Source organism: Pseudomonas sp. B21-035, from assembly GCF_024748945.1.
Classification (GTDB): Bacteria; Pseudomonadota; Gammaproteobacteria; order Pseudomonadales; family Pseudomonadaceae; genus Aquipseudomonas.
On sequence record NZ_CP087179.1, the window covers coordinates 3546650 to 3563702 of the forward strand.

The 17053-nt window shown below is 63.1% G+C and carries 15 protein-coding genes; 5 read left to right on the plus strand and 10 right to left on the minus strand.

From position 1 onward, the window contains the following. Positions 1 to 77: 77 nt before the first annotated feature. Both LOY22_RS16105 and LOY22_RS16110 read right to left on the minus strand, forming a co-directional pair. Positions 78 to 557, minus strand: a complete 480-nt coding sequence (locus LOY22_RS16105) for a cysteine hydrolase family protein (RefSeq protein WP_258593945.1) — start codon at positions 555 to 557, stop codon at positions 78 to 80. 16 nt (positions 558 to 573) lie between these two features. Continuing rightward, a complete protein-coding gene (locus tag LOY22_RS16110; RefSeq protein ID WP_093381448.1) occupies positions 574 to 1041 on the minus strand; it encodes an NUDIX domain-containing protein in 468 nt (155 codons plus the stop codon). 131 nt (positions 1042 to 1172) lie between these two features. On the opposite strand from LOY22_RS16110, the gene LOY22_RS16115 reads away from it, so the two are divergent. The 4 genes from LOY22_RS16115 (at position 1173) to LOY22_RS16130 (ending at position 5030) form a co-directional block, all read left to right on the plus strand. Continuing rightward, on the plus strand, positions 1173 to 1559 hold the full coding sequence (locus LOY22_RS16115) for a hypothetical protein (protein ID WP_123566267.1): 387 nt from the start codon (positions 1173 to 1175) through the stop codon (positions 1557 to 1559). A 252-nt stretch (positions 1560 to 1811) separates the two neighbouring features. Beyond that, entirely contained in the window at positions 1812 to 3398 is a 1587-nt protein-coding gene (locus tag LOY22_RS16120; RefSeq protein ID WP_093381444.1) for a hypothetical protein, read from the plus strand. Positions 3399 to 3567: 169 nt separating this feature from the next. Beyond that, positions 3568 to 4506 carry a YncE family protein gene (locus LOY22_RS16125; RefSeq protein WP_093381442.1) on the plus strand — a complete coding sequence of 313 codons (939 nt, stop codon included), beginning with the start codon at positions 3568 to 3570 and terminating at the stop codon, positions 4504 to 4506. Positions 4507 to 4517: 11 nt separating this feature from the next. Then, positions 4518 to 5030 carry a hypothetical protein gene (locus tag LOY22_RS16130; RefSeq protein WP_093381439.1) on the plus strand — a complete coding sequence of 171 codons (513 nt, stop codon included), beginning with the start codon at positions 4518 to 4520 and terminating at the stop codon, positions 5028 to 5030. Here LOY22_RS16130 and LOY22_RS16135 read toward each other — a convergent pair. The 7 genes from LOY22_RS16135 to LOY22_RS16165 all read right to left on the minus strand — a co-directional run bounded on the left by LOY22_RS16135 (position 5018) and on the right by LOY22_RS16165 (position 13704). After that, a complete protein-coding gene (locus LOY22_RS16135) occupies positions 5018 to 7453 on the minus strand; it encodes a TonB-dependent receptor (RefSeq protein ID WP_258593950.1) in 2436 nt (811 codons plus the stop codon). The genes LOY22_RS16130 and LOY22_RS16135 overlap by 13 nt on opposite strands. Before the next feature lie 108 nt (positions 7454 to 7561). Continuing rightward, positions 7562 to 8530, minus strand: coding sequence for a DUF4880 domain-containing protein (locus LOY22_RS16140; protein ID WP_258593952.1), 969 nt, complete (start codon positions 8528 to 8530; stop codon positions 7562 to 7564). Continuing rightward, positions 8527 to 9030 carry a sigma-70 family RNA polymerase sigma factor gene (locus LOY22_RS16145; RefSeq protein WP_045194157.1) on the minus strand — a complete coding sequence of 168 codons (504 nt, stop codon included), beginning with the start codon at positions 9028 to 9030 and terminating at the stop codon, positions 8527 to 8529. Before LOY22_RS16145 ends, LOY22_RS16140 begins: the two co-directional genes overlap by 4 nt. Positions 9031 to 9190: 160 nt before the next feature. Beyond that, positions 9191 to 10003 (minus strand): class I SAM-dependent methyltransferase, encoded by an 813-nt coding sequence (locus tag LOY22_RS16150; protein WP_045194159.1) that lies wholly within the window; start codon positions 10001 to 10003, stop codon positions 9191 to 9193. Between the two features lie 164 nt (positions 10004 to 10167). After that, on the minus strand, positions 10168 to 12372 hold the full coding sequence (locus LOY22_RS16155) for an OsmC domain/YcaO domain-containing protein (protein ID WP_213603982.1): 2205 nt from the start codon (positions 12370 to 12372) through the stop codon (positions 10168 to 10170). A 233-nt stretch (positions 12373 to 12605) separates the two neighbouring features. After that, positions 12606 to 13085, minus strand: coding sequence for a DUF1842 domain-containing protein (locus tag LOY22_RS16160; RefSeq protein WP_258593955.1), 480 nt, complete (start codon positions 13083 to 13085; stop codon positions 12606 to 12608). Positions 13086 to 13104: 19 nt separating this feature from the next. Further along, positions 13105 to 13704 (minus strand): DUF1842 domain-containing protein, encoded by a 600-nt coding sequence (locus LOY22_RS16165; RefSeq protein ID WP_258593957.1) that lies wholly within the window; start codon positions 13702 to 13704, stop codon positions 13105 to 13107. A gap of 446 nt (positions 13705 to 14150) precedes the next feature. Between LOY22_RS16165 and LOY22_RS16170 the strand changes: the two genes are divergently transcribed. Further along, positions 14151 to 15146: a helix-turn-helix domain-containing protein gene (locus LOY22_RS16170; protein ID WP_408980923.1), complete on the plus strand. Its 996-nt coding sequence runs from the start codon at positions 14151 to 14153 to the stop codon at positions 15144 to 15146. On the opposite strand, the gene LOY22_RS16175 is transcribed toward LOY22_RS16170, so the two are convergent. Next, positions 15134 to 17053, minus strand: a complete 1920-nt coding sequence (locus LOY22_RS16175; protein ID WP_258593961.1) for a tyrosine-protein phosphatase — start codon at positions 17051 to 17053, stop codon at positions 15134 to 15136. The genes LOY22_RS16170 and LOY22_RS16175 overlap by 13 nt on opposite strands.

The following is a 17053-nucleotide window of genomic DNA, read 5'->3' on the forward strand; positions in this document are numbered from 1 at the left end:
GTTTCCGAGCGTCACCTATCTGAATGCGCTAAAAGCGCTCTCTATCAAAATATCCCTCAAGCATCTGCCGCGAGGTCTCAAGCATCAAGCTCAGCAATCACCTCTGCCCGGGTCGTAACCTGACGAAAGTGATGCTTCCACAAACTGATGCCCAACTGCCCCGAGCGGTCCAGCGATGAGCCCACCGTAAGGTCGGTCACCAACGTCGGCGAGAGCCCGGCATCGAACAGCGCAAAGCCGGCGGCGAGCACGCAGGTTTCGGTCTGGATGCCGCACACCAGCACGCGCTCGACGCCGAGTTGCTTGATGTACTCGATGGTTTCAGCGGTCTGCCCGTAACCGTGCTTGATAAACACTTTATCGGCCTCGACCAGGCTTTCGTCTTCGGCCGCAGGGTGCCAGCCGAGTTGCTGTTCAAACGGCGTCACCTGCTCATCGTGCAACTCGATCGAGGCAATCGTCAGGATCCGTTCTGACAACGCCCGCACGCCATCGACCAGCCACTCGGGCGGGCTGAAGGTGGACTGGACATCTACGATAAGCAAAACCTGGCGCATAACGTTCTCTTGAGCATCAATCAATGGCGCGGAGTATATCGTCCTGCAACGGCTGTTCGCCTGCCCAATGACCGCGCGCTTTCAGGCTTGCCGATAAAAACTGCAGCGCGCGCTGAAAGACCGGATGGCAATCGGCAAGGGGCAAATGCTCGAGCGCAGCCCAGAAGAATTCGAACCTGTGGCCGTGGTCGTCAAGCGTCTGATGCGTCCATTGCTCCGGCAAAGGTCCGCTCGCCTGGCACAGGTGGAACGACCAGACCTGCCCCAGATGCCCGGCGTCCCAACAGCCAAGATCATCGGCAAGGGTCGCGGCATTGATGCCAGACTCTTCGGCCAGTTCCCGCAGCGCTGCCTGGCCCGCCGTTTCGCCTTGTTCAATCGTGCCCTTTACTAGCTGCACACCCGCCAGCGGATGACGAAACAAGAGGATTCTGGGGTTCGGGGTGGCGGCAACAACCACGGCGCAGGCCTTGTTGGGGAGCATGGCGATATCCTTGTCGGCAAAGAGGGCTGCGCATCATACGCCAGCGCTTTAGCCGCGCAGCCATAGAACTTTTCTCTGTTTACCGGTCTATTGGGATACGTTCAATCGTCATTCAGAGGTTGTCTTCGCTCATGAAACTCCATGCCCCACGGATGCTGCTCGCTGCCCTGTTCGCACTCGCGGCAGCGGGCTCGGCATCAGCCACTCAGATGAAGACGTCCACCCCGCTGCTGGCCCCCGAAGCCCGCGCTGTGCAACCTGCACCAAGCCCCTGGCCGAGCCTGGCGAGCATGACCGAGCAACAGCCTGGGCCATTGCTGGCCCATGACGACCGCTACCGCGATGACCACCGCTGGCACGACCGCAGGGATGATTGGCGCCGGGAAAACTGGCGCAGAGAACAATGGCGCAGGGAGCAAGCCCGACGCGAGGCCGAGCGCCATCGTTATTGGGAACGCCACCATGACCGGGCCATGCGTTACCGTTACGAGGACGACCGCCGCTACTATCGTCGCTAGGGTTGCTCGGCGACCTCGACGTAGCTCGACTCCCCGCCCCCGCTCGCCCCCGACAACCACCGTCAACCTGATAGTGGAACAGCAGTGCAGCATGCGCTGATCCTAACCCACTGCGCCGCAAAGTGCTGGTCTTGGCGCACGCCGACGGCAGCGCGTTGGTCGCATCCCGGGGCAGGCCGGCCCCTGCACACTAAAGCTTTGAAATCCACCGCCGATATCCCTGAACACGTATGGAAACCACGGGTACCGACCATGAACCCAATCAACGCAGGACTGCGCATTGCCCCTGCATACGCCGCCCCCCAGGCGACACCGGCCAACGCTGTCAGCAGTCGCACCGATCAGCTCGCGACGCCGCCCAGTACCTCCGTCAACCTGGGCCAAAGCCCTCGTAGCGAAGATGCAGCGACTTATTCGTCGCGCGGGACCCTCGCGGTGCCGTTGCGCTATGTGCTGGAAAACGACAACCTGAACAAGCTGAGCATGAACATGATGGTGGGTGTTCAGGCCAGCGCTATCGGTTCGCGCTTCCACGGGCTCGGCGCAGCCTTGGTAAATCAACTGGTAGCCAACGGCGGCCAGTCGTTTACGCAATCGGTGTTCGCCTTCGCCGACGGCGCCCAGCCAAGCGCCGAAGCACTCAAGGTGCAGAGCAACAACCTGCGCCAGCACCCGGCCAATGCGGTAAACCTGAGCTTGACCACCGCTTCCGGTGCCACCGTGAACCTGTCCCTGGCCAGCAATGAGCAAGGCCTGGCGGTCAGCGCCGAAGTACAGGGCGGCCAGCTCAGCAGCGATGAGCTCAAGGGCCTGGCGTCGCTGGCCGAAAGTTTCCAGGGCGCCATCAACGGCCTGAGCGAGCAACCACCACGCCTGCAACTGGGCAAGCTGGCCACGCTCGACTCGACCCTGTTCAGCGCGCTGCAGATGAACGCCAAGCTGGACACGGTAAATGGCCAGCAGCTGACGTTCGACCTGACCCTGGATGACAGCGCACGCAAGCTCAGCCTGCAGGGCCCGGCCGGTAACGTACAACTGAACCTCGATACCCGCGACACTTCGCTGCTGGGTAAAAGCGCCCAGCGCCAGGCGGCGATCAGTAATTACCTGAGCCAGTTCGATGCGGCGCAGAGCCGCGGCAAAGGCGACGAGAACCTGGTGGCCCTGCTCAAGGACGCCTTCGTCCAGCTCAACAGCGCCGACGATATCGCCAGGCCAGCGACCGGCAGCATCCCGCTGCTGGCCGCCAAAGACACCGCCCTGCTCAGTGGCCTGGCCGACTTCAGCGCCTCGATCAGCCAGACCAGCCAACAGCCCAACCCGCTGCGCCCCACCGAGCTGGATCGCTTCGACTACAAAGTGTCCCAGTCAACCACGATCAGGGGTGCGTCGCCGGCGAACCGCGCGGTGCAACAGGATCAGCAAGCGAACCTGTCGGCCGCCTACCACACCAGCCTCAACCCGCAGATGGCGCTGGTCGACGCCCTGGCGACGCAGAACTACCGTTACCACGAGGTCAGCGACCAATCGAGCACCAGCACGCGCTTGCGCTACGACAAAAACAGCCTGGTCGAAGCCAGCGTCAGCCAACAGGCCAGTCGCAATGAACGTGTGCGCTCTTACGCCGATGGCGTGCTGCAAAGCGACGTGAGCACTCCGGCGTCGGTCTCGGAATCACGCAACCTGCTTGGCTTGCTCACTGACCTGTTCGAACGCGAGCGCATCTCCCAGCGTGACCGCGGCGTATCGATCCTGGAGGCACAGCTGCAGTCGCAACGCAGCCAGTGGCAGTTGCAGTCCGATCCGGCGCTGATCCGCCCGCAGGATCCCCAGCAATAGCCGTGACATTACTGGCCTCATCGCCGGCAAAACCGGCTCCCACAATGGATCTGTGCACCCCGGACCAGTGGGAGCGGGCTCGACCCGCGATCGAGTGCACAGCGCTCGCCATACAGCCGGCACACGCTTTATCCTTGCGCCTCTTTGCCCAATGGCCTTCGGAGTTGCAATGTACATTGATGTACCCCGCCGCCTGGTGTTCTTCGATAAAAGCGACAGTATTCGCCCCGCCTGCCTGACCCAGTACGATCCGGACACCGGTGCATTGACCCACCCCGTCGGTACCCAGGCCGACGACAGGGTTTGCGACATCTCCCACGATGGCCGGCGCATGGCCCTGCAAGGCACCGATTGGCGGGTGGTGCGTGGCGCCAGTCGCTCGCGCCTGAGCTTTCTTGAAGATCGCACGGCGCTGCATGAAACCGACAGGTTCCTGGCGTACTGGTCGCACCTGGACCCCAGCGGCCGGTACGCGCTGGTCGGGGTCGGCAACGATAAAAAGCGCCCGGTGGTCATCGACCTGGACAGCGGCGAATGCAGCGAACCGATCGCCCGTAATGTCGATGCCCGGTTTGGTTGCATCGACCCCGTGCAAGGCAAACTCTGGGCACCCGATGAGCGGGCCAGCAACAGTGTGCTGACGGTTGATTGCGCCAGTGGCGAGATCAACAAGATCACCCTGGTGCTGGACGCCAAGGTCAGAAGCCTGCGCTTTTCCCGTGATGGTCAATACCTGTTTGTCACCGGTGAAAACAACCGCCTGCTGTGCTGCGATCGCAACGGCGCGACATTGTGGTCCAGGGACATCGACGAATATGGTCAGGTAGGCGCCGGGACAATCCTGTTCAATGAATCCGCTACTCACCTGTGCCTGCCGATCTCGGCGACGCAGCGTTCGAATTGGGGTGAAGACATCATCCTTGCGGCTGACAGCGGCCAGATCGAAACCACGGTTGTACGCCACAAAGGCCCACCCGGCCGGCTCACCGCTGACTGGTTTGGCGATCAGTTGCTGACCCACCGTCTGGAGGTCGTGGACTTTTTCAGCGGTGCGGTCGTCGATGTGCTTGATCTGACCAGCCCCCTCTCCCCGGATAGCCCCATTTGAGATTGCCCAGCATGCTTGTACTGCCAAAGGGAGAGCGCCACGGGATACGAGTATCCCCGCGCTGGCCGTCCTCTGAAGTAGCCATCGATGAAGAAACTTTCCATAAATTGATTGAGGCCCAATCAACGCTGCCACCCGACATTGAGCTGTTGCTGGTGCGTGGGTATGAAAACAAAAACAGCCATCTGGGTTCGTTCAGAACACTCTCACGCTGGCTGGGCATCAAGGTGTTCTGCGCCTGCTACCCCGGTCGCAAGGATGAAGTCGGCGAGATATTTGGCGCCAATGGACATGACGTGGATGGCTCACATGTCGATGTCTCCATTGTGTTAAAGGGAAAAAGGCTGCGCTTTCTGCCCTTTGGCGTCTTTACCTCGCTGACTCGCCAGCGCGCACGCGCAGCGCACTACCTGGTGGTTATCGACAGGGTCAAAGACGCATTGAAACAATGCGGCTTTGACATCCATCGAAACGAAACAGAGAGCATGCAGATCCATTGCGACTACAAACCTCAGAAGTCGTAACGCACATTCATCATCACATTGCGCGGCGGCCCGTAGTGCCCGTAGCTGCCAGAGAAGCCGGCGTAGTATTTCTCGTCCAGCAAGTTGTTGAGGTTGAGGGTGGTAGAAAGATGATCGCTGAGCCGGTAGCGCGCCATCAGGTTGAACACCGCGTAGTCATCCTGGCTGACGCGACTGTTGTAGCGGCTGAAGTACAGCGAGTTGCTGGAGTTCCAGCTGGCGCCGCCGCCGAGGGTCAGGCGCTGCCATTGGCCGGGTAACTGGTAGGTGGTCCACAACCGGAAAGTGTCCAGCGGCAGCTGGCTGGTCAGGCGCTGGCCTTCGGCGTCTTCGGTGCGCGAGTGGCTAAAGCCCGCTTGCAGCTCCCAGCCCGGGGCGAGCTCACCGGCCAGTTCCAGGTCAACGCCCTTGGTCTTGGCCCCGCTGACCGCGCGGTAGGCGTCCTGGTCGGTGCCCGGCACGGTGTAGCCGGCATCCAGCTCGGCGACGTTATCGCGCTTGATCACGTAGGCGGCGACGTTGGCGTTGAGGCGGCCGTCGTAGAACTCGCCCTTCCAGCCCAGTTCATAGTTTTTGCCGACCACCGGCTCCAGCACCTTGCCGCTGCGGTCCTGGCTCGACTGTGGCTTGAAGATATCGGTGTAGCTGACATAGATCGACTGCTCGGGCGTCAGGTCATAGACCACCCCGGCGTAGGGCGTGACTTCGCCGCGTTCGGTCATGCTGTAGTCCAGCACGTAACCGGAAGCCAGGCTCTTGGAATAGTAGTGATAGCGGTAGTTGCTGGCCCGGGCGCCGAGGATCAGGTGCAGGCTGTCGCTGAGGTTGAAGCGCCCGGCGACGAAGTAGCCGCTCTGGCGGGTGTCGACGTCGTAGTCCAGCGCCGGGGCGAAGCTGTCCTTGTCGGGCTTGGGCAGTTCGTTGTTCCAGGTATTGAAGTCGACGATGGCCGAACGCCCGCTGGTGGCGTAGTGGTGGTTGACGTAGTCGAGGTAGTTGGCGCCGACGATCAGTTCATGGGTTTGCCCGAACAGCTCGAATGGCCCCTGCAAGGTGGCATCGACGGCTTTCTGGTGCTGGGTGGCTTCGGACCAGCCCTGGCTGATGGTGGCATTGCCCTCGGGGATGATGTACGACATGCCGGTGGAGCTCTGGTAGGAGCCGCTACGGGTGTCGCGATCGACATCCATGAAGGTACCCGCGACCTTCAACTGCCAGTCGTTGGCCAGCTGCTGTTCGAGCGCCAGGCTGTAGTTGTTGGTGTCGAAGCGATCTGACGCCCAGCGCGCGCCGGAACTGGCATCACGGGAGAAATCCGTTGGCTGGCCGTTGCTGAACAGGATCGGCACCCCCTGGCCGCCGGTGGGCCGGTAGCGCTGGTGATCGATGCTCAGGCGCACCAGGGTGGTGTCGCTGAGGTCGGCTTCGAGCGCTGTGTAAAGAATGTCGCGGTCCTGCTGGTACCAGTCCATGAACGTGTCGTTGAGCTGCTTGGCCGCCACTATGCGCCCACGCAGGTTGCCGGTCGGGGTCAGCGGACCGGAGACGTCTGCTTCCAGGCGCTTGAAATCCCACGACCCGATGCCGCCTTGCACATAACCCTGAAACTCGCGGGTCGGGCGCTTGCGGATGACGTTGACCACGCCGCTGGGGTCGCCCGCCCCGGTCATCAGCCCGGTGGCACCGCGCACCACCTCTACCCGGTCGTAGATGGCCATGTCCAGCAGGGTGCTGGGCATGGTGCGGGTCTGGTTTTCCTGGTAGGTGGTGACGCCGTCGAACTGATAGGTGTTGATGGCACTGCCGCGCGAGTAGATGTTGAAGCGCTCGCCGCCGTCCTGGGACATGGTCACGCCGGGGGTCTGGTTGAGCACATCGGACATGTTGCGCAGCTGCTGGTCGTCCATGCGCTGGCGGGTAACGACACTGATCGATTGCGGTGTTTCGCGGATCGACAGGTTCATCTTGGTTGCCGTGCTGGTCGAGCCGCTGGTGTAGGAGCCCGTGCCTTCGGTGGTGGCGCCCAGGCCGGCGGCGCTGACACTGGTCGCTCCCAGCTCAAGGGCACCGGCATCCGCGGCGCGGGGTATCAACCGGTAACGTCCCTGGCCCATGACCACAGGTTGCAGGCCGGTGCCGGCCAGCACTTGCGCCAGTGCCTGGTCGACGGCGAACTGGCCGCGCAGCCCGGGGCTGTGCAGGCCGTTGGACACCTGCGAGTCCACCGCGACCATCACCCCGGCCTGCTGGCCAAACTGGCCGAGCACGCTGTCCAGGCTCCCCGGGGCGATGTCATAACTGCGCACACCGGCCTGCTCCGCGCTCGCCTGGGCAGCCATTACGGTTGGGTTGAAGGTGACCAGGGTAACACCCAGCATCAGGGCGCGAACGGCAGTGGCAAGGGGGGTAAGGCGACAACGCATCGAGACAGTCCTTGGAGAGCAGAGGTGGGCATGGCGCTGGCTGTTCAGCGCTTTCCCTTGTCTTGATGCGCGAAGCAAGAAAACCTGCCAACGCCAATGAACATTATTTCAGGCCGGGACAACGCTGGCCCAGTAACCCAGCAGCCGCTGCACGCGAACCGGCAACACCTGGGTGATCAGCTCAAGGCTGGCATCGGGTTGATCAAGGGAGAACGAGCCGCTGACCTGCAGCCCGGCAACCTGCGGATCGCAACGCAGCACGCCGGGGCGGTAGCGGTCGAGCTCGGCCAGCAGTTCGGCCAGCGGCATGCGCTGCGCCACCAGCAGGCCCTGGGTCCAGGCCTGCGCGCCCGCTGCCAGTGGCAGCAACGGCCCGGCCCGGGTGCTGCTGTAAAGCTGTTGCCAGCCGGCCTGCAGGGTCAAGCCTGAGTCCTGCCGATGCTCGACCTGCACGGTGCCCTTGAGCATCTGCACCAGCGTCGCGCTGGGTTGCCGGCTGACCACCAGGCGCGACAGTGCCGCTGGCCGTACCCGGGCCTCGCCCGTGCGCAGGCTGACGCTGATGCCCTGCCCCACCTCCAGCAATACCCGCCCACGGTTCAAAGTCAGCACCCGGACGCCATCGAGCAAATCACTGTCCAGGGCGCTACGGGTATCCAGTTGCAGCGCCAGCCCCGAGGCCAGGGTCCAGTTGCGGCGCTCGCCGGTGGCAGTGGCGTAATCGCTGAACAGGCCCGGCAGCACACTGCGCTGCTGTACCCCGTAGCCACTGGCGATCAGTACGCCACCGGCGACCAGGCTCTTGAGGACTGCCCTGCGCGAAGGCAGCGAACGCGCCTCAAGCAGGCTGCGCGCGCCCGCCGCCGACAAACCGCAGGTGCCTTCTCGCAGGCCTTGGCCGATACCACTGAGCCGCTGCCAGGCCAGTTCATGGGCCGCGCTTTCCTGGCGCCAGCGCTGGCAGGCGAGTTGCTCGGCATCGCAGCTCACCCCCGATTGCAGGCGCACCATCCACAGCATCGCCTGTTCCAGAACGTGCGGGTCAAGGCGCGGCTCGGCTGCGGGCATCGGCTTCATTCGCCGTGCACGGCAGCGTAGCAATGCCGATAGGCCTTGAGCATGGCCTTCTGCACGACATTGACGCTCAGGCCCAGGCGCTCGGCGATCTGCGGGTAGGTCAGGCCATCGAGCTGGGACAGCAAAAACACCTCCCGCACCCGGCTGGCCAGGCCATCGAGCACCTGGCCGACGGCGTCCAGCGCCTCGAGCACCAGCACCCGGGTTTCTTCCGACGGCTGATGCTGCGGCTCAAGCTGAGCCAGGCTTTGCAGGTAGGCACGTTCAAGCGCCTGGCGGCGAAAATGCTGCAGGCACAGGCGGCTGGCGATGGTGCCAAGGTACGCCCGCGGCTCGCGCAGCAGTGGCGGCACCTCGCTGCGCAGAAGCTTTACGAAGGTGTCCTGGGCCAGGTCCAGCGCCTGCTCGCGATTGCCCAGCTTGCGCCGCAGCATGGCCACCACCCAGCTGTGATGCTGCAGATACAGCGCGCCAACATCGTGAGGGCTGGACGGGGGCATGGACGGGATCTCCTGGCAGCTAAGGAAAGCCGTGCATGGTAATACTTCTCATTCATTTACTACTACTGGTTTTGCTTTGCTCGACCATGAAACAACACAACCGACCGTTTCGCGGGGCAAGGCCCGCTCCCACAGCTTGCGCGCAGGACCCGCGATGATTTCAGCGGCGGCTGATGACCACCTCAAGGTACTCGCTCGGCACCACCAGCGATGCACCTCCCGCCACGTTGTTGTCGTTCAGCAGTTGGGTCAAGTCGCTTTCCAGCGCGCGGGCCTGGTCGCTGTCGAGCGAGGCAAACGCCTTGTGCACCGGCCCGTACCAGGTTCTGAATACGTCGATGAAGTGCGCCGGCGAACGATAGCGAAAGTTGAAGTGTTCGCGGCTGACCTTGATCGCACCGATGTCGTCGCCGAACAAATTGTGCAACTGCTCTTCATCGCCCCAGCGCGACGGCGGTTGTGCACCGGCCGGTGGCGGCACGTGACGGCCGAGGGTCTTGAACATCTGCCCGATAAAACCTTGCGGGGTCCAGTTGGCCAGGCCGATGCGCCCGCCCGAACGACATACGCGACCCAGTTCCCTGGCCGCCTGCGCCTGGTCGGGGGCGAACATCACGCCAAAGGTCGAGACCACGGCGTCGAAGGCGCCATCGGCAAACGGCAAGGCTTCGACATCGGCCACTTGGAAGGCCACGTTGAGGTGCTCGGCCCGGGCGCGCTCCTCGCCGCGCTTGAGCAGTTCGGGCACGTAGTCGGTGGAGGTCACCTGACAGCCACGGCGGGCGGCGGCCAGGGTGACATTGCCGTTGCCGGCGGCGACATCCAGGACCTTTTCGTCCCAGCGCAGGTCGCAGGCTTCGGCCAGGCGCTCGCCAACCAGTTGCAAGGTGGTGCCAATCACCGCGTAGTCGCCGCTGGCCCACGCCGCCTGCTGGCGCGCCTTTAACGCATGCAAATCCAGGGGTGTGCTCATGGTCTGCACCTGATGAGGTTGTTCACACGAACGCTCAGCTAAACGCCAACCCCCGCCTGCGGCAAGCGCCAGCGTTTGAGCGGCAAGACCGGTTGGCTACATGGCTATAACCTGTGCGCATAAACCAAAACAGCACCCGAAGGTGCTGTTTTTGCTGGCGCCTTTTAGCGCGACAAATTGGCCACTTTGGCCCGCGCCGCGTGCAGTTTCTTGTAGCTGTCGATCAGACGCTGGTGACGGTCTAGGCCTTCGAGCTTCATGCTGGTCGGCGTCAGGCCATGAAAGCGCACGCTGCCGTCCACCGAGCCGAGCACCGCGTCCATGCGCGGGTTGCCAAACATACGGCGGAAGTTGGCTTCGTAATCGGCCAGCTCCAGCTCGTCGTCCATGGCCACTTCGAGCACCACGTTCACCGCCTGGTAGAACAGGCCGCGCTCGACGGTGTTGTCGTTGAACTGCAGGAAGGTTTCGACCAGCTCCTTGGCCGGCTCGAACTGCTGCAAGGCCAGGTGGATCAGCAGCTTCAGTTCGAGGATGGTCAGCTGGCCCCAGGCGGTGTTGTCGTCGAACTCGACGCCGATCAGGGTGGTGATGTCGGTGTAATCATCAAGCTCGCTTTCTTCCAGGCGCTCGACCAGCGACTGCAGTTGCTCGTCATCCAGGCGGTGCAGGTTGAGGATGTCCTCACGGAAGAACAGCGCCTTGTTGGTGTTGTCCCAGATCAGGTCGTCCACCGGGTAGATTTCCGAGTAATCCGGCACCAGGATGCGGCAGGCGGTGGCACCCAGGTGCTGGTACACCGCCATGTACACCTCTTTGCCCATGTCTTCGAGAATGCCGAACAGCGCCGCGGCTTCTTCGGCGTTGGCGTTTTCACCCTCGGCAGAGAAGTCCCATTCGACGAACTCGAAGTCGGCCTTGGCGCTGAAGAAGCGCCACGAGACCACACCGCTGGAGTCGATGAAGTGCTCGACAAAGTTGTTCGGCTCGGTCACCGCGTGGCTTTCGAAGGTGGGCTGCGGCAGGTCGTTGAGGCCTTCGAAACTGCGGCCCTGCAGCAGCTCGGTGAGGCTGCGCTCCAGCGCCACTTCAAAGCTTGGGTGGGCGCCGAACGAGGCGAACACGCCGCCAGTGCGCGGGTTCATCAAGGTCACGCACATCACCGGGAAGGCGCCGCCGAGCGAGGCGTCCTTGACCAGCACCGGGAAACCCTGCTCTTCCAGGCCCTGGATACCGGCGAGAATGCCCGGGTACTTGGCCAGCACCTCCTGCGGTACGTCCGGCAGGGCCAGCTCGCCTTCGAGGATTTCACGCTTGACCGCGCGCTCGAAGATCTCCGACAGGCATTGCACCTGGGCCTCGGCCAGGGTGTTGCCGGCGCTCATGCCGTTGCTCAGGTACAGGTTCTCGATCAGGTTGGAGGGGAAGTACACCACCTCGCCGTCGGACTGGCGCACAAACGGCAGCGAGCAGATACCACGCTCGATATTGCCCGAGTTGGTGTCGTACAGGTGCGAGCCGCACAGCTCGCCATCGGGGTTGTAGATTTCGCGGCAGTATTCGTCGAGAATCTCCGCCGGCAGCGCATCTTTACGGCCTGGCTTGAACCAGCGCTCGTCGGGGTAATGGACGAATTCGGCGTTGGCGATGTCTTCGCCCCAGAACTGATCGTTGTAGAAGAAGTTGCAGTTGAGCCGCTCGATGAACTCGCCCAGCGCCGAGGCCAGCGCACCCTCTTTGGTGGCGCCCTTGCCGTTGGTGAAGCACATCGGCGACTGCGCATCGCGAATGTGCAGCGACCAGACATTGGGCACGATGTTGCGCCACGAGGCGATCTCGATCTTCATCCCGAGGCCGGCGAGAATCCCCGACATGTTGGCGATGGTCTGCTCCAGTGGCAGGTCCTTGCCGGCGATGAAGGTGCTGGTGTCCGAGGACGGGTCGAGCATCAGCAGGGCCTGGGCGTTGGCGTCGAGGTTTTCCACTTCTTCGATGACGAAGTCGGGGCCGGTCTGCACAACCTTTTTCACCGTGCAGCGGTCAATGGAACGCAGGATGCCCTGGCGGTCTTTCTCGCTGATATCGGCCGGCAACTCGACCTGGATCTTGAAGATCTGCTTGTAGCGGTTCTCCGGGTCGACAATGTTGTTTTGCGACAGGCGGATGTTATCGGTGGGGATATCGCGGGTCTGGCAGTACAGCTTGACGAAGTACGCCGCGCACAGGGCCGACGAAGCCAGGAAGTAATCGAACGGCCCCGGTGCCGAGCCATCGCCCTTGTAGCGGATCGGTTGATCGGCCACCACCGTGAAGTCATCGAACTTGGCTTCAAGTCGAAGGTTGTCGAGAAAGTTAACCTTGATTTCCATGCGGGAATACCATACGAGCAAAACGATTTGGCCGCCATTATCCGGGTTTTCGCCGGGAAGTCTTGTGCCTGACGCAATTACTCGGGCAAACCCGCCACGAAGCACTCAAAGTCATCGCCCTGCTGAATCGGCAGCCATCGTCAGCGTTGTCGCCGATGCAGCCTTGTTTGGCAGCGCCTGGATGCAGTCGATAAGCAGCCCGGGCTACCGGGCTGCCCTCTTGTCACGCGCCTTTAGGCGCTTTCCAGCTGACCAATCGCCGCCTGCAGGCGGCTGCGGCTACGTTCGCTGACGTCCTTCTGGCTCTGGTGAGTCTCGGTCGGCGCCTGGCGTACGTTGGCATGCGCTACCACTTGCCAGCCGCCGCCATCCAGGCGCAGGTAGCGATAGCTGGCGGTGCCGCTGGCCCACTTGGCATCAAGGATTCCGTGCAGATGGAAAGTCTGCTCCAGGGTACTGAACGGGCCGCTGGGGCTGCCGGTGAGGTTGATAACAATATGGCCCTCACCTTTGAGGCCGAGCTTGAGGTCCGAGTAATCCCCCCAGACATCGGCATGGAAGTTCAGCGGCGGGTAGGTGGCAGCAAAGATGCTGGCCACGCCGGTGATCTTCTTGTGCACGGTGTTGACCAACAGATCGAGGGTCAGCACGGGGGCGCCGAGCAGGCCGGTGCGTACGTTGAGACGGGTGTGGAACAGTCCGATTGCGGGCATGGTACGACTCCTTGTCTGGTCAGGCGCGGCTGGACTTGCCGGCTTTGCCGGAAGCGCTCTTGGTCGAATCGATGGCGGTGTTCAGGGCTACGCCCGCATCACCGGCCGCCAGGGCCTTGAGGTGGGCGACATCGCCGGTAGCAATGGCCGCCTCCAGGGTCGCGGTGTGCAATAGCGCCTGGATGTCCTGATTACCGAAGGCCTTGATACGGGCGTCTTCGCGGTGCGCTGGCGCCTCGACCACGATCCATTGCCCCTGGTTATTCAGGTAGCGGTAACCGGCCTGGCCTTTCTGCCAGTCCGAGCCCACCGCCAGGTGCAGGCTGAAGATGATCGGCGAATTGGCCGTCGGGCCGCCGTGGTTACCTTGCAGGGTGATGAGGATATTGCTCGGGCTCGGCGGCAGGAACAGCTGGTAGCTGTAGGTGCCCCAGACGTCCAGGTTCAGGTCCAGTGGCGGGTTGGTGGCCTGGGTGAGCTGGGCGCTGCCGCGCAGGGTGCGGTCAGACGGATGCACCAGCAAATCGAGAACCAGGCGCTGGGCGCCGGGTGCATCGGTGCCGATGACGTAGGACAGGGGGAAGAGTCCTATTACAGGTGCTTGTAGTGAGTCAGTCATGGTGCCTCCATTGCAAACAATGAGTGGAAACAAGCGCGTGGCTGTTTCTGGCGGGCGACTTCCTTGGCGCACAGTTGGATGCAGGCGAACGGCGTTGCAACCTCCGCGCTGCGTCACGCGCAGATTGCCTGCGGCGAAGACGCTGCGGTCCGGTACGGCCATGCCCGATTGGGCACGGTTTACCGAGGTGCAACGGGTATGAAACCCTCCCTGGGCGCATAGCTGCCTGCCTGGCAGCCCAGATCAGTTAAGCAGGGAAATACGGGCTGGCCAGAGGGTGGTGGCAAAAGTGCATTATGTCCGACAAATGGTTGGCCAGCCTGGGTAAAGCACCCTGTTATCCCCCATATGGGTCACGCCGCTGTCACGTCCAGCTGCTAGCCTCTTGATGTTTTGCTGCCCCGAAACCTCTCGCACGCCAGGTGACCCCGAAGGTGTACTCAAGCATGACCCGCAAACAGATCATCCTGCGCTCAGACAGCATGCACAGCGACGACTTCGGCGCAGTGTTCAGCAGCCTGTTCGGCAACCTGTACGCCGATATCCCACCGCTGCCCGGTAACATCAACATCGGTGGCGTCTATGGCCGCCATGACGGCGTGAGTTTTCGACGCATGCATTACCGCGGTGACTTCACTTTCTGCTTTCCCGAGTCACAGGAAGAAATCACCTTCGTCATTCCCTCCTCCGGGACCCTGATCCTTAACCCCGATCGTGACGCGGCGGGTTTTCGGCACATGGGCCTGGCGATCGACAAGGCCGATGTACGCTCGATGCGCTTGATGGATGATCACGACCAGTGCGGTATCTCGATCCGCCGGGCGCTGTTTACCGAGCGGCTGGCAACGCTGCTGGGCAAGCCGATTCTCGGCAGGTTGTATTTTGAGCCTGTGGTGCCGCTGGCCCACCTGCAGGGCATCAGGGCCCTGGTGGAGCTGGCCACCGGCAGCCAGTTCGACCTGCTGCTGCACGCCGGGGCGCTGATGCCGGCGCGCCTGCAGGAAATGCTCGTCGATGCGCTGCTCGAAATCTGGCCGCACAACTTCAGCCAGGCCCTGCAGCGCCCGGCGCCGATGATCGCGCCGCGACATGTGAAGCTGGCCATCGAGTACCTTCAGGCCCATCCGCACAGCCAGGTGAGCGGCACCGAGCTTGCGCGAATGTGCAACGTCAGCCTGCGTGCCTTGCAGGACGGTTTTCGGCGTTTCATGGGGTTGTCGATCGTCGCCTACCAGCGCCAACTGCGCCTGGAACACGCGCACCATGCACTGCGCCAACGCGGCGCGGCGTCGGTCACCGAGGTGGCGCTGGCGTCTGGCTTCAGCAATGTCGGCAGGTTCTGTCAGTACTTTTACAGTGCCTTCGGCGTCAGCCCTGCCGAGGTGCGCAACGGCGCGGGCCAGCGGCGCAGGGCTGGCCCGGCTGGCAGTCAGAACAAGTAGCTGGCCTTGAGGCTGCCACTGGCGCCGTGGCTGTCACCGCCGCTGCTGGCGCCGGCTTCGGCAGCGAAGCTCAGCGCCCCCAGGCTGACCATCAGGTTGACCCCGGCAGTGAACTGGTCGCGGTTGTCGAAGGCGGCGCGCTGTTCGATGTCAAGGCCCAGCAAGTGGCCCTGGCTGTCGACCTGGTGATCGCCCAGCACATGCTCGTAGCCCAGCTGCACGCCCGGCACCAGTTGCCAGCCCGCCAGGTCAATGGCGCCGAGTGCAACATCGAGGTTGGCGAATGCGCTGCGCCGGGTTTGCTGGATGCCATCGACCTCAAGGGCCAGTTCGCTGCCTTTTTCGTTAAAGCCCGAGAGGTCCAGGTGACTGATGCGCAGGCCCAGGCTTGGCTCCAGCATGATGGCACTGGATGGCATGCGATAGCCCAGGGCCAGGCTGGCGCCGCTGAGGGTGCCATGGCTGTCGCCCTTGGCCGCGCCCAGCCCACCGCCAAGCTCGCGCTTGCTGGTGTAATCGAGCCAGCCGGCACTGAGGCCGGCATCGACGAACAGGCCACGCTCAAGCCCCGACGGAGCGTAGCGCGCACCGGCCTTGAACAAGGTCAGGTCGGTGTCCGCCTCACCGCCCGCGCCGCCGACATTGCCACGGCTGTAGCCAAAACCGGCGTGGCCGCTGAACTGCTCGGAAAAGCGCTGGGTCAGGCCGATCATCAGGCCCAGGCTGTGCTCGTTGCTGCTGGCGGCATGGCTTGAACCGTCGGTGCCCAGGTAGCTGGCCAGGGCAGTACTCCACAACCGGTACTGGCCAACCTTAAGCTCAATGCCGCGGCTGTAAGGCTCGGCGGCGCGGTCGATCAGCGCGCCTTGGCGCAACAGGTAGCTGGCGGCGTCGGCATGCACCTGGCCGCCGACGGTCGACTCGACGCCAGCCAGGTCACCGGCATCGATGGCCGACTGCAAGTAATAGTTGTAGGCACTGTAGGTGCCCGACAGGCTGCTGTCTTGCAACTGCTGCAACAGCTGCGCGCCGGCCGCGGCGTTGCCGAGCAAGCCCAACTGGCCGGGCAGGCTGTTGTAGGAAACCATCTTGGCCCGCAGTACGTAGAGGGTCTCCTGAGACAAGCCCAGGCCCTCCTTGAGGTAGTTGTCCATGCTGCCGTACTGCGCAATGACCTGGTCGAGGCCGGCTTGCAGATAGCTGGCGTCCACCGCCAGCAGCGGCGCATAGATCGCCGCCATGCCCGGCGGCATGTGCGCCAGGGTCGCCGCCACGCGTGCGGCGGTGTAGTCGTTGGTGGCCAGGTAGTTGTCCATGATCGTCGCGCTGTCGACCCCGGCAATGCTCAGCAATACTGCGGCGGTCCAACCGGTGCGGTCCTTGCCGGCGGTGCAGTGGAACAGCGCCGCACCATCGCCCGCCGCCAGCTCATTGAACAGCGTGGTGAACTGGCCACGCATGCCGGCATCGTTGACGAACGCGCGATTGGTCTCCTGCATCATGGCAATGGCATCGGCGGCACTGGTGAAGCTGACGCGGGTGATATCGGCGCCGGAGGTGTTGTTGCCGATGATGTCGATATTACGGTAGCGCGCGCCCTCGATCAGGGTGTCGGGGGTGGCGGCAATCTCGTCCGGGGTGCGCAGGTCGTAAATCGCCTTGATACCCAGGCCGTTGAGCGTGGCCAGGTCAGCTGGCGACGGCGTCAGGGCGTTGGAGCGGTAGAACACGCCGCTGCGCATCGTGCCGTCGTGGGCAGTGGAATAGGCATGGGTGGTGCCGGCGATATCGCGAAAGTTGTCGATACGCGCCAGGCGCGGGGTATCCAGCGGCACACTTTCTGCGGCCTGGGCGGCGGCGATGGACAGGCTCAAAACGGACAGCGAACACAACAGTCGTTGATACAC

Excerpts from the sequence above, each read along its gene's own strand:
- LOY22_RS16125 (WP_093381442.1), top strand. The coding sequence starts at position 3,568 with ATGTACATTGATGTACCCCGCCGCCTGGTGTTCTTCGATAAAAGCGAC.
- LOY22_RS16130 (WP_093381439.1), top strand. The coding sequence starts at position 4,518 with ATGCTTGTACTGCCAAAGGGAGAGCGCCACGGGATACGAGTATCCCCG.
- LOY22_RS16115 (WP_123566267.1), top strand. The coding sequence starts at position 1,173 with ATGAAACTCCATGCCCCACGGATGCTGCTCGCTGCCCTGTTCGCACTC.
- LOY22_RS16145 (WP_045194157.1), bottom strand. The coding sequence starts at position 9,030 with ATGCCCCCGTCCAGCCCTCACGATGTTGGCGCGCTGTATCTGCAGCAT.
- LOY22_RS16155 (WP_213603982.1), bottom strand. The coding sequence starts at position 12,372 with ATGGAAATCAAGGTTAACTTTCTCGACAACCTTCGACTTGAAGCCAAG.
- LOY22_RS16160 (WP_258593955.1), bottom strand. The coding sequence starts at position 13,085 with ATGCCCGCAATCGGACTGTTCCACACCCGTCTCAACGTACGCACCGGC.
- LOY22_RS16140 (WP_258593952.1), bottom strand. The coding sequence starts at position 8,530 with ATGAAGCCGATGCCCGCAGCCGAGCCGCGCCTTGACCCGCACGTTCTG.
- LOY22_RS16170 (WP_408980923.1), top strand. The coding sequence starts at position 14,151 with ATGACCCGCAAACAGATCATCCTGCGCTCAGACAGCATGCACAGCGAC.
- LOY22_RS16105 (WP_258593945.1), bottom strand. The coding sequence starts at position 557 with ATGCGCCAGGTTTTGCTTATCGTAGATGTCCAGTCCACCTTCAGCCCG.
- LOY22_RS16120 (WP_093381444.1), top strand. The coding sequence starts at position 1,812 with ATGAACCCAATCAACGCAGGACTGCGCATTGCCCCTGCATACGCCGCC.
- LOY22_RS16165 (WP_258593957.1), bottom strand. The coding sequence starts at position 13,704 with ATGACTGACTCACTACAAGCACCTGTAATAGGACTCTTCCCCCTGTCC.
- LOY22_RS16110 (WP_093381448.1), bottom strand. The coding sequence starts at position 1,041 with ATGCTCCCCAACAAGGCCTGCGCCGTGGTTGTTGCCGCCACCCCGAAC.
- LOY22_RS16135 (WP_258593950.1), bottom strand. The coding sequence starts at position 7,453 with ATGCGTTGTCGCCTTACCCCCCTTGCCACTGCCGTTCGCGCCCTGATG.
- LOY22_RS16150 (WP_045194159.1), bottom strand. The coding sequence starts at position 10,003 with ATGAGCACACCCCTGGATTTGCATGCGTTAAAGGCGCGCCAGCAGGCG.